This is a genomic window from Streptomyces sp. OfavH-34-F (genome assembly GCF_022347745.1).
Classification (GTDB): Bacteria; Actinomycetota; Actinomycetes; order Streptomycetales; family Streptomycetaceae; genus Streptomyces.
On the sequence record NZ_JAKRGC010000215.1, the window covers coordinates 1 to 11,023 of the forward strand.

The window sequence follows — 11,023 nt, forward strand, 5'->3', positions numbered from 1 at the left end:
CCGGAAGCGCGCCGCCGCCCCGCGCGGTGCGCCGTCCGGCCCCCGCGGGCCCCCGCGCCGCCGCATCATGGAGGCATGCCCGAAGGAGACACCGTTCTGCAGACCGCCGGGCGGCTGCACCGCGCGCTGGCCGGTCAGGTCCTCGTCACGTCCGACCTCCGCGTCCCCCGCTTCGCCACGGCCGACCTCACCGGCCGCACGGTCCTGGACGTCACCGCGCGGGGCAAGCACCTGCTGACCCGGATCGAGGGCGGCCTCACCCTGCACAGCCACCTCCGGATGGACGGGGCCTGGCGGATCTACGCGCCCGGCGAGCGCTGGCGCGGCGGCCCCGGCCATCAGATCCGGGCCGTCCTGGGCAACACCGCCCACACCGCCGTCGGCTACCGGCTCCCGGTGCTGGAGCTGCTGCGCACGCGGGACGAGGAACAAGCGGTCGGCCATCTCGGCCCCGATCTCCTCGGCCCGGACTGGGACGCCGACGCGGCGCTGCGCAACCTCCTCCGCTACCCGGCCCGCCCGCTCGGCGAAGCCCTGCTGGACCAGCGCAACCTGGCCGGCATCGGCAACATCTACAAGGCGGAGCTGTGCTTCCTGGCCCGCGCCACCCCGTGGCTCCCCGTGGGCGAGCTGCCCGCGACGATGGCCGCCCTGCTGGTCTCCACCGCCCACCAGCTCCTCGACGCCAACCGGGACCGCCCGACGCGCATCACGACCGCCGGCGGGCGCGCCCGTACCGTCGCGCAGGCGGCCTCCCGCATGCGCAGGCCCAGCGACACCCTCTGGGTGTACGGCCGCGCCGGGCGCCCCTGTCTGCGCTGCGGCACGCCGATCCGGGAATCCGAACAGGACGGCCGGCCCGCCTACTGGTGCCCGCGCTGCCAGTCCGGCCCGGCTCCCGCGTGACGCAGCGCCGCCGGGCGGCCGACGGCCTCACCCATGCTCGGTGACCGGCCGCCCCGGACCCACGGTCCTCAGCCGGCGACCCGTCGCCGCCGCCAGGACCGTGCCGCCCGTCGTGCCCGGACCGTGGCGCGCCGCAGCAGGCTCGTGCCGGCGTCGAAGACGCCGATCGGCCGGGCGGTCGTTGCGACGTGCACCGGCAGGAGGCTCAGCCCCCATCCGCCCGCCGCCACCGCTCCCTCGACCACTCCGGCGTGCGCCGGGGTGAGCACCAGCCGCAGCACGGCCCACCACCACGCGCCGCAGAGAACGAGCGCCGGTACCCATCGCCGTACCATGGCTGCCTCCTCCGGCCGAACCTAGTGGCGCCCGCCTTTCGGGGGCGAGAGCGCACCGGTGCACCACCGGCGCGCGCGGGGCGCGGTCACACGCCCCACGAAGCCCCCGTAGACCGCGCCCTGTCAGCACGGAGCCCCCACCACGCGGGGTGGGGGCTCGCGACGGGCCGGGGGGACCGGGGTCAGTCCTTCTTGTCGCCCAGGGAGTCCTTGAGCCCCTCGGCACGCTCACGGGCGCCGCCCATGGTGTCCTTGGTCTTGCCCTTGGCCTGGTCGGCCTTCCCCTCGGCCTCCTTGCGGCGGTCGCCGGTCATCTTGCCCATGGCCTCCTTGGCCTTGCCGGTGACCTTGTCCTTCGCGCCTTCGTTCATGATGCTCATTCCTCCATTGGGGTGAACCGGGTGATGCCGGTCCAGGTCTGGGTCGCGGGGTGTCCGGTCAGGCGCTCTCGGCCTGGAACATCCACGCGTGCTTCTCGAGGTCCGCGGTCAGCGCGATCAGGAGGTCCTGGGTGACCGGGTCCGGGGTCTCGGTCGCCTCGATGCGCTCCCGCATCCGTCCGATGACCACGCCGAGGGCGTCCACCAGCGACTTCACCGCGTCCACGTCCTTGATCCAGCCGTCGGACACGGAGTTGATGGCCGTGCTCCTGGCGATCGTCGCGGCGCGGCCGTCCGGGTTGACGCCGATGGCGGAGGCCCGCTCGGCGACGGTGTCGGAGTGCTGGCGGGCGGTGTCCACCACGTCGTCGAGCTGGAGGTGCACGGACCTGAACCGCGGCCCGACCACGTTCCAGTGGACCTGCTTGGCCACCAGAGAAAGGTCGAGGAGATCCACCAGGGCGCCCTGCAGCGCGTCTCCGACGGTCTTGAGGTCGGTATCGGACAGGGGGCTCTTCACGACAGACATGCACGTCTCCGATCTGGAATCCGTTCCGTTCAGCACCACCCACGATGGCACAAACGAAGCAAAACGGTCATCCGAGGAAGTCGCCGGCGGCCCATTGGCCTTCCGGGGAGTTCCTCGATCTCTCATCCAGCCGCCTGCCCCTCATCCGCGCGCTCACACCCGACGCGTTTCCCGGATTCCGCAGGCGGGAGCACACGCGAAGGCCCCGGCCCTGCCGCAGAGGGGCAGGACCGGGGCCTTCGGCTTCACACCGAACCGATCGGATCAGGCGGCGACGACGTCCACCGCTTCCGCGGGCGCCTTGATGGTCACCCGCCCCGTCGGTACACCCGCCACCGAGGTAACGGAGACGGAGTTGAGCATGGGGCGCACCGGTACAGGTACCGGATCGCTGGCCGCTGCCGACTCGGCCAGTTCGGCCAGGGACAGCTCATCGCTCACTTCACGCATGAGCTCGGACATCCGTACGTCAAGCGCGTCGCAAATGGCGGAGAGCAGTTCGGAGGATGCCTCCTTCTGCCCCCGCTCCACCTCGGAGAGATAGCCGAGCGAAACTCGGGCGGACGAGGAGACTTCGCGCAGAGTACGGCCTTGGCGCTGGCGCTGCCGACGCAGCACGTCACCCAGCAGGCGACGGAGCAGAATCATCGGTGGCTCCCTCCTCGGACCGCGTAGCCGCATCCTTCACGCCCCACCGTACCGCCTAGCGCTGCGGCCGTGCGGGGAGCGATGTCGTGTTCACTCAGGGCTGCAAACATCAATTCCCCCCGTTCTCTTCCGTATCCTGTGCGCTCGCATTCTCGTGGAGTTCGCCTGAGATCAGGTCGAGCGCGCTTCGTACGCTCTCTTTACGGATGTCCGCCCGGTCGCCGTTCAACCTCAACGCGACGACTTTCCCGCTGCCGCGTGGGCCGCTGACCGCGACGAAGACCGTTCCGACGGCTTGGCCGTCCTGTGGTTCGGGGCCGGCGACACCGGTGGTCGCCACTCCCCAGTCTGCGCCCAGAACCCGCCGTACGCCTGTCGCCATCTGGCGCGCGACCTCGGCGTCGACCGCCCCGCGCGCCGCCAGGAGCGCCGCGTCGACCCCGAGGACTTCACTCTTGAGGGGGGTCGCGTAGGCGGTGACGGAGCCCCGGAACGCCTGCGAGGCGCCGGGGACGGACGTGAGTTCGGCCGCGACCAGACCGCCGGTCAGCGACTCCGCGACGGCGAGGGTCTGCCCGCGCTCGACGAGCAGCCGCAGCACCCGGTCCGCCTCGGTCACCGCTCGGCCTCCGCCGCCAGTCCCTGACGACGCAGCACGACGGCCTGGCGGATGTAGTCGAGCGCGGTGACGACCGTGAGCACGACGGCCACCGCCATCACCCAGAACCGCAGGGTGGCCAGCGGACCCGTCAGGGCCAGAACGTACATGCCCACGGCCGTTCCCTGTGCCAGCGTCTTCATCTTGCCGCCGCGACTGGCCGGAATGACTCCGTGCCGGATCACCCAGAACCGCATCAGCGTGATGCCCAGCTCGCGGAAGAGGATCACCCCGGTGACCCACCAGGGCAGGTCGCCCAGATAGGACAGGCAGATCAGCGCCGCGCCCATGATCGCCTTGTCGGCGATCGGGTCGGCGATCTTCCCGAAGTCCGTGACCAGGTTGTACGTGCGCGCCAGGTGCCCGTCGAACAGGTCGGTGATCATGGCGACGGCGAAGGCGGCCCAGGCGAAGGAGCGCCAGGCCGGGTCGTAACCGCCGTTGTGGAGCATCAGCACCACGAAGCCGGGGACCAGCACGAGCCGGGCCATCGTCAGCAGGTTGGCGATGTTCCACAGACTGGCCTGATTGACCGCAGCGGCGCCCAGCTTCCCGCCGCGGACCGGCGTCGCGCCGGAACCGCCTGCCGCGGACGCCGGGACTCCGGTCATCTGGCTACCTCCACGAGATCACTGCACTCGGCGATCAGGTCCACGCCTTCGGTGCCCACCACCTTCGCCTCGACCATACGGCCCGGAACGAGCCCTTCGCGTGTGGTGAAGAGCACCTGGCCGTCCGTTTCGGGCGCCTGGTGCGCGGCGCGGCCGTAGGCGCGCGGTTCGTCGTCGGTGGGCTCGACGGACTCGACGAGCACCTGGAGGGATTCGCCCATGCGCTCCTCGGCGCGCTGCGAGGTCAGTTCCTCGGCGAGCTGCGAGATGTGCGCCAGGCGCTCCGCGATGACGTCGGCGTCCAGCTTGTTCTCGTAGCCGACGGCCTCGGTGCCCTCCTCGTCGGAGTAGCCGAAGACGCCGATGGCGTCGAGGCGCGCTCCCGTGAGGAACCGTTCCAGCTCCGCGAGGTCGTCCTCGGTCTCGCCGGGGAAGCCGACGATGAAGTTGGACCGGGCGCCGGCCTGCGGTGCCTTGCTGCGGATGGTGTCCAGCAGCTCCAGGAAGCGGTCCGTGTCGCCGAAGCGGCGCATGGCCCGCAGCACGCCGGGCGCGGAGTGCTGGAAGGACAGGTCGAAGTAGGGGGCGACCTTCGGCGTCGAGGTGAGGACGTCGATCAGGCCGGGCCGCATCTCGGCGGGCTGGAGGTAGCTGACCCGGATGCGCTCGATGCCGTCGACCTCCGCCAGCTCCGGCAGCAGGGTCTCCAGGAGACGGATGTCACCGAGGTCCTTGCCGTAGGAGGTGTTGTTCTCCGAGACGAGCATGACCTCCTTCACGCCCTGCTCGGCCAGCCAGCGGGTCTCGCCCAGCACGTCCGAGGGGCGGCGGGAGATGAAGGAGCCGCGGAAGGACGGGATGGCGCAGAAGGAGCAGCGGCGGTCGCAGCCGGAGGCCAGCTTGACCGAGGCCACGGGGCTGGTGCCCAGCCGGCGGCGCAGCGGCGCGCGCGGTCCGGAGACCGGGGCGACGCCTTCCGGCAGGTCGGCCGGGGCGGGGAGGACGGCCTCCTGGGCGTGGCCGGGCAGGGCCACGGCGGCGTCCTGCCGCTCGGCGGGGCTGATCGGCAGCAGCTTGCGCCGGTCGCGGGGGGTGTGGGAGGCGTGGATGCCGCCGCTGAGGATGGTCTGGAGGCGGTCGGAGATGTCCGCGTAGTCGTCGAAGCCGAGGACGCCGTCCGCCTCCGGCAGGGCCTCGGCGAGGTCCTTGCCGTAGCGCTCGGCCATGCAGCCGACGGCGACGACGGCCTGGGTGCGGCCGTGGTCCTTCAGATCATTGGCTTCGAGCAGGGCATCGACGGAGTCCTTCTTGGCGGCCTCGACGAACCCACAGGTGTTGACGACGGCGACATCGGCATCGGAGGCGTCCTCGACGAGCTCCCAGCCGTCCGCTGCCAGGCGGCCTGCGAGCTCCTCCGAGTCCACCTCGTTACGGGCGCAGCCAAGAGTGACAAGGGCGACGGTACGGCGTTCGGGCATGGGCTCAAGACTACTTTGTCCCGGCACCGTCCCCGCCGCTGAGGGTTGCGCCGCTACCCGGAGTGAGGAAAAGGGCGAGCGCCCGGCGTGGTGACCGGGCGCTCGCCGTACCGCTGTGCTTGCGGGGCGGCCGGTCAGCCGACCTCGGGGTCGCCCTTGGTGTACGAGAGCCGCTCGACCTGTCCGGGCTGGAACTCGTCCTCGACCTTCTTGCCGTTGACGAACAGCTCGATCGAGCCGGCGTTGCCGAGGACGAGGTCGACGCGCTCCTTGTCCTGGAAGGTCTTCGAGTCGCCCTGCTCCAGGGTGCCGTCGAAGAGGGACCGGCCGTTGTGGTCCTTGGCGGAGATCCAGCTGCGGCCGTGGGTGGCGCTGAGCTTGACGGTGACCTTGTCCTGGGGTGCCGCGGCGATGGCGCTCTCGGTCGGGGCCGGCTTGGGGTCGGCGGGCTTGCTGGCGGACGGCTTGGGGGCGATCTTGTCGGAGGTCGGCCCCTCAGCGACGCGGCCGGCGGTGGCGGGTTCGTCGCCGCCCTTGAAGAAGGTGAAGCCGACGAAGCCGATCACGACGACGATCGCCGCGACCATGGCCGCCGTCCAGTTCGGGCGGCGGGGTTCGGAGCGGATGCGTTCGGCCTCGAACAGCGGCGCCGCCGGCGTCGGCGCGGGACGGCCGCCGTGCTCGGCGTCGTACTGCGCGATCAGCGGTTCCGGATCGGTGCCTACGGCACGGGCGAGCGTGCGGATGTGGCCGCGGGCGTAGACGTCGCCGCCGCAGCGCGAGAAGTCGTCCTGCTCGATCGCGTGCACGATGGGGATGCGCACCCGCGTGGACGTGCTGACCTCGTCGACCGTGAGGGACGCGGCGAGACGGGCCTGCTGGAGGACTCGACCGATCGAAGGCCGGTCGTCTTCGGGAGAGTTGCCGATGGACACGGGGGCGCCTTTCGAACGTGAGCCACCTGCTGGGTGTTCAGTCTAGGGGGGTTGCAAAAGGGTGGGGCAACCGGGCGGTGGACTTTGTACGCCATCAGATTCGAACAGAGCCGTTCGCCGGGCCGCGCCGGGGAGGGGCGTGCGGTCCCTCCCTTCAACTTGACGTGCGGCCCGACGAAACGGTTGCCCGTAAAACTCTTACGAACCGGTTTCCCCACGGATCTGGGCGAGCACTCCGTCCAGCTCGTCCGGTTTCACCAGGACGTCGCGTGCCTTGGAGCCCTCGCTGGGCCCGACGATGTTGCGGGACTCCATCAGGTCCATCAGCCGTCCGGCCTTGGCGAAGCCGACCCGCAGCTTGCGCTGGAGCATGGAGGTCGATCCGAACTGGGTGGAGACGACGAGTTCGGCGGCCTGGCACAGCAGGTCGAGGTCGTCGCCGATGTCCTCGTCGATCTCCTTCTTCTGCTTGGTGCCGACTACCACGTCGTCGCGGAAGACGGGCGCCATCTGGTCCTTGCAGTGCCGGACGACGGCCGCGACCTCGTCCTCGGTGACGAAGGCGCCCTGCATGCGGACGGGCTTGTTCGCGCCCATCGGCAGGAACAGGCCGTCGCCCTTGCCGATGAGCTTCTCGGCCCCGGGCTGGTCCAGGATGACGCGGCTGTCGGCGAGCGAGGAGGTGGCGAACGCGAGCCGGGAGGGGACGTTGGCCTTGATCAGACCGGTGACCACGTCCACCGACGGGCGCTGGGTGGCGAGCACCAGATGGATGCCCGCGGCGCGGGCCAGCTGGGTGATGCGGACGATGGAGTCCTCGACGTCGCGCGGGGCGACCATCATGAGGTCGGCCAGCTCGTCGACGATGACCAGCAGGTACGGGTAGGGGCTCAGTTCCCGTTCGCTGCCCTCGGGCGTCTTGAGCTTGCCGGTGCGCACGGCGTGGTTGAAGTCGTCGATGTGCCGGTAGCCGAAGGCCGCCAGGTCGTCGTAGCGCAGGTCCATCTCGCGCACCACCCACTGGAGGGCCTCGGCGGCCTTCTTGGGGTTGGTGATGATCGGCGTGATCAGGTGCGGGATGCCCTCGTACGCGGTCAGCTCGACGCGCTTGGGGTCGACGAGGACCATCCGGACGTCCTCCGGCGTCGCCCGGACCATGATCGAGGTGATCAGGCAGTTGATGCAGGACGACTTGCCGGAACCGGTCGCTCCGGCCACCAGGACGTGCGGCATCTTCGCCAGGTTGGCCATCTCGTAGCCGCCCTCGACGTTCTTGCCGAGCGCGACGAGCATGGGGTGGTCGTCCTCCGCCGCGTCGGCGAGGCGCAGCACGTCGCCGAGGTTGACCATCTCCCGGTCCGAGTTGGGGATCTCGATGCCGACCGCGGACTTCCCCGGGATAGGCGAGATGATGCGTACGTCGGGGCTGGCGACGGCGTACGCGATGTTCTTCGCGAGCGCCGTGATGCGCTCGACCTTCACGGCCGGGCCCAGCTCCACCTCGTAGCGCGTGACCGTCGGGCCGCGGGTGAAGCCGGTGACCGCGGCGTCCACCTTGAACTCGGTGAAGACGTTGGTCAGCGCGGCCACGATCGCGTCGTTGGCGGCGCTGCGGCTCTTGCCGGGGCCGCCGCGCTCCAGCAGATCGAGCGAGGGCAGCGCGTACGTGATGTCGCCGGAGAGCTGGAGCTGCTCGGCGCGGGCGGGCAGCGGCTGCGACTCGGAGGGCTCGGGGGCCGGCTTGGTCAGGTCCGGTACGCCACCGGCCGGTGCGGGGCTCGCCGTGCGTCCGGCGGGCTTCGCGGCGCCCTCCGCCTCCCTGGCACCCGGCACCGGCGTGCTGCCCGTCCGTTCGCGCTCCACCGAGACGCCCTGGGTGAGGTCGGCGACGACCGGTGAGGGCGGCATGCCGTTGAGCACGGCCCCGTCGAGGGCGGCGGCAGCGGCGGCCGCGATGTCCACCGCGTCCATCGTGCGGTTCATCGCGGGCTGCGCCGAGGGCCTGCGGGGCTTGCGGCGCTTGGTCAGCGCCTCGGCCTCCGCGAGCTCCGGGTCGTACTCGCCGGGGGCGGCGGTCCGGGGGCGGCGGGAGCGGGCGGGCAGGGCCTCGCGCCACTGCTCCTCGTACCGCTCGTCGTCGGCGGCCTCCCCCGCCTCGGGGTCGTACGCCGGTTCGAGGATGCCGAGCTTGACGCAGAGGAGCCGCAGCCGCTGGGGGATGGCGTTCACCGGGGTGGCCGTGACGACCAGCAGCCCGAACACGGTGAGCAGCAGGAGCAGCGGGACGGCCAGCACCTCGCCCATGGCGAAGATCAGCGGCTTGGACGCGGCCCAGCCGATGAGGCCGCCCGCGTCCTGCATGGCCTGGGTGCCCTCGCCGCGGCCGGGTGAGCCGCAGGCGATGTGAACCTGGCCGAGCACTCCGACGACCAGGGCGGACAGGCCGATGACGATGCGTCCGTTGGCCTCGGGCCGCTGCGGATAGAGGATGAGCCGCACGGCGATGACGCCCAGCAGTATCGGCACGAGCAGGTCGAGCCGGCCGAACGCGCCGGTGACCAGCATCTCCACGAGGTCGCCCACGGGTCCGCGCAGATTCGACCAGGTGCCCGCGGCGACGATCAGCGCGAGGCCGAGCAGCAGCAGGGCGACGCCGTCCTTGCGGTGGGCGGGGTCGAGCCCCTTGGCGCCGCGCCCTATGCCGCGGAACACCGCGCCCACGGCGTGCGCCGCGCCCAGCCAGACGGCGCGCGCCAGCCGGTAGACCGCGTTCGTCGGTGAGGGCGCGGGCGGGGGCGGGGCGGCCTTCCTGGCCGGTGCCTTCTTCGCGGGCGCCTTCTTGGCGGGGGCGGCCTTCTTGGCCGCGGTCTTCTTGGCGGGTGCGGCTTTTTTCGCCGGACCGGGGCCGCCGCCGGCGCGCTTCGCGGTGCCCGCGGTGCCCTGGGAACCCTTGCCGGACGTACGTGAGGCCATGGGGCCGAGGTTACCGGTGAGACGTCCCTGCACACGAGTGCGGACGGGTTCACCCGTCCGTGTCGCCCTGCGGGGGCCGCTAACTGACGTCGCCTCAACGCGGCCGTGCCCGGCCGCCGTTACGAGGCAGGCGCCGCCGTTACGAGGGCACGGTCGCCGACGCCCCGCCGGTGCCCGGCTCCAGCGCGTCGAGCGCGCGGCGCAGTCCGGTCAGCTTCCGCTCCAGATGGGCGGCGGTCGCCACCGCTCCGGCGTCCGCGGACTCGTCGTCGAGCTGCTTGGACAGCGCCTCCGCCTGCTCCTCGACGGCGGCGAGCCGCGCGGAGAGCTCGGCCAGCAGACCGGCGGGCTCCCGCTCCCGCGGGGCGTTCGCCTCCCCGCCGCCTTCGAGCTGGAGCCGCAGCAGCGCCGCCTGCTCGCGCAGCTTGCAGTTCTTCATGTACAGCTCGACGAAGACCGAGACCTTGGCGCGCAGCACCCACGGGTCGAACGGCTTGGAGATGTAGTCCACCGCGCCCGCCGCGTACCCCCGGAAGGTGTGGTGCGGGCCGTGGTTGATCGCGGTGAGGAAGATGATCGGGATGTCCCGGGTGCGCTCCCGCCGCTTGATGTGGGCGGCGGTCTCGAAACCGTCCATCCCCGGCATCTGGACGTCCAGCAGGATGACCGCGAAGTCGTCCGTGAGCAGCGCTTTGAGCGCCTCCTCCCCTGACGATGCCCGTACCAGGGTCTGATCGAGCGCAGAGAGGATGGCCTCCAGCGCCAGCAGATTCTCCGGCCGGTCATCGACCAGGAGGATCTTGGCCTTCTGCACCATGGCCCGTCCTCCTCGCCCCGGAATCGCACCGGGCGCCGCCCCGCGGGACGGCTCTCTTGCGCCGTCCGTCCTTGTGCCGGTCATGGTAACCGCACCCCGGCGGTCACCACACCCTGTCACCGCGATGTCACTGTGCACGTACCGAAAACGCGGCGGGAGCCTGGAAGGTTCCCCGTAATCCGCGTTCCCACACTCCTTCGGACACCAGCAGGCAACAAATCTTGCTGAATTCGCTCAATGAGCGCTCACTCTCCGCTCATCCACTGCTCCATGACTGAAAGAAGGTGATCGGGATCGACCGGCTTGGTGACGTAGTCCGACGCCCCGGCGTCGAGCGCCTTCTCCCGGTCGCCCTTCATCGCCTTGGCCGTCAGCGCCACGATCGGCAGCTCGGCGAACTGCGGCATCCTGCGGATCGCCGACGTCGTCGCGTAACCGTCCATCTCCGGCATCATGATGTCCATCAGCACCACCGTCACATCGTCGTGCTGCTCCAGGACTTCGATGCCCTCGCGCCCGTTCTCCGCGTAGAGGACGGCCAGTCCGTGCTGCTCCAGCACGGAGGTGAGCGCGAAGACGTTGCGGACGTCGTCGTCGACGATCAGGACCTTCTCGCCGTTGAAGCGGAACGTCCTGCGCGGCTCCGGCTCGTCCTGGCCGCTCGCCGCCCACGACTCCTGCGGGGCCGCCCCGGCAGCCGGCTGCGGGGCGGACACGGACGCCGCGTGCGGCGGCAGCGCGGGCTGCTGCCGG

General features: G+C 71.2%; 11 protein-coding genes and 1 pseudogene. 1 reads left to right on the top strand and 11 read right to left on the bottom strand.

The features are described 5' to 3' along the window. Nucleotides 1–75: 75 nt before the first annotated feature. Nucleotides 76–906: a DNA-formamidopyrimidine glycosylase family protein gene (locus MHW47_RS25055; RefSeq protein WP_239226033.1), complete on the top strand. Its 831-nt coding sequence runs from the start codon at nt 76–78 to the stop codon at nt 904–906. Nucleotides 907–974: 68 nt separating this feature from the next. Here the strand turns inward: MHW47_RS25055 and MHW47_RS25060 are convergent, their stop codons facing one another. The 11 genes and pseudogenes from MHW47_RS25060 to MHW47_RS25110 form a co-directional block, all read right to left on the bottom strand. After that, nucleotides 975–1,241 carry a hypothetical protein gene (locus tag MHW47_RS25060; protein ID WP_239226034.1) on the bottom strand — a complete coding sequence of 89 codons (267 nt, stop codon included), beginning with the start codon at nt 1,239–1,241 and terminating at the stop codon, nt 975–977. A 182-nt stretch (nt 1,242–1,423) separates the two neighbouring features. After that, complete coding sequence (locus MHW47_RS25065) at nt 1,424–1,612, bottom strand: CsbD family protein (protein WP_239226035.1); 189 nt, start codon at nt 1,610–1,612, stop codon at nt 1,424–1,426. 67 nt (nt 1,613–1,679) lie between these two features. Continuing rightward, nucleotides 1,680–2,150 carry a Dps family protein gene (locus MHW47_RS25070; RefSeq protein WP_239226036.1) on the bottom strand — a complete coding sequence of 157 codons (471 nt, stop codon included), beginning with the start codon at nt 2,148–2,150 and terminating at the stop codon, nt 1,680–1,682. Between the two features lie 264 nt (nt 2,151–2,414). After that, on the bottom strand, nt 2,415–2,798 hold the full coding sequence (locus MHW47_RS25075; protein ID WP_018105285.1) for a helix-turn-helix domain-containing protein: 384 nt from the start codon (nt 2,796–2,798) through the stop codon (nt 2,415–2,417). A 109-nt stretch (nt 2,799–2,907) separates the two neighbouring features. Beyond that, on the bottom strand, nt 2,908–3,417 hold the full coding sequence (locus MHW47_RS25080; RefSeq protein WP_239226037.1) for a CinA family protein: 510 nt from the start codon (nt 3,415–3,417) through the stop codon (nt 2,908–2,910). 8 nt (nt 3,418–3,425) lie between these two features. Then, nucleotides 3,426–4,067 (bottom strand): annotated as a pseudogene (gene pgsA / locus MHW47_RS25085) (CDP-diacylglycerol--glycerol-3-phosphate 3-phosphatidyltransferase); the annotation flags it as partial. After that, entirely contained in the window at nt 4,064–5,545 is a 1,482-nt protein-coding gene (rimO, locus tag MHW47_RS25090; RefSeq protein ID WP_239226039.1) for a 30S ribosomal protein S12 methylthiotransferase RimO, read from the bottom strand. The gene rimO and the pseudogene pgsA, both read right to left, overlap by 4 nt. Nucleotides 5,546–5,679: 134 nt before the next feature. Continuing rightward, nucleotides 5,680–6,480 (bottom strand): helix-turn-helix domain-containing protein, encoded by an 801-nt coding sequence (locus tag MHW47_RS25095; protein ID WP_239226040.1) that lies wholly within the window; start codon nt 6,478–6,480, stop codon nt 5,680–5,682. Between the two features lie 198 nt (nt 6,481–6,678). After that, complete coding sequence (locus MHW47_RS25100) at nt 6,679–9,453, bottom strand: DNA translocase FtsK (RefSeq protein WP_239226041.1); 2,775 nt, start codon at nt 9,451–9,453, stop codon at nt 6,679–6,681. Between the two features lie 139 nt (nt 9,454–9,592). After that, nucleotides 9,593–10,270, bottom strand: coding sequence for a two-component system response regulator (locus MHW47_RS25105; protein ID WP_239226042.1), 678 nt, complete (start codon nt 10,268–10,270; stop codon nt 9,593–9,595). Nucleotides 10,271–10,515: 245 nt separating this feature from the next. After that, the coding region (locus MHW47_RS25110; protein WP_239226043.1) for a response regulator at nt 10,516–11,023 on the bottom strand (508 nt) is incomplete at its 5' end.

What these genes read in the sequence shown, in the direction of transcription:
- MHW47_RS25055 (WP_239226033.1), top strand. Translation starts at nt 76, where the DNA reads ATGCCCGAAGGAGACACCGTTCTGCAGACCGCCGGGCGGCTGCACCGC.
- MHW47_RS25060 (WP_239226034.1), bottom strand. Translation starts at nt 1,241, where the DNA reads ATGGTACGGCGATGGGTACCGGCGCTCGTTCTCTGCGGCGCGTGGTGG.
- MHW47_RS25065 (WP_239226035.1), bottom strand. Translation starts at nt 1,612, where the DNA reads ATGAACGAAGGCGCGAAGGACAAGGTCACCGGCAAGGCCAAGGAGGCC.
- MHW47_RS25070 (WP_239226036.1), bottom strand. Translation starts at nt 2,150, where the DNA reads ATGTCTGTCGTGAAGAGCCCCCTGTCCGATACCGACCTCAAGACCGTC.
- MHW47_RS25075 (WP_018105285.1), bottom strand. Translation starts at nt 2,798, where the DNA reads ATGATTCTGCTCCGTCGCCTGCTGGGTGACGTGCTGCGTCGGCAGCGC.
- rimO (WP_239226039.1), bottom strand. Translation starts at nt 5,545, where the DNA reads ATGCCCGAACGCCGTACCGTCGCCCTTGTCACTCTTGGCTGCGCCCGT.
- MHW47_RS25100 (WP_239226041.1), bottom strand. Translation starts at nt 9,453, where the DNA reads ATGGCCTCACGTACGTCCGGCAAGGGTTCCCAGGGCACCGCGGGCACC.
- MHW47_RS25105 (WP_239226042.1), bottom strand. Translation starts at nt 10,270, where the DNA reads ATGGTGCAGAAGGCCAAGATCCTCCTGGTCGATGACCGGCCGGAGAAT.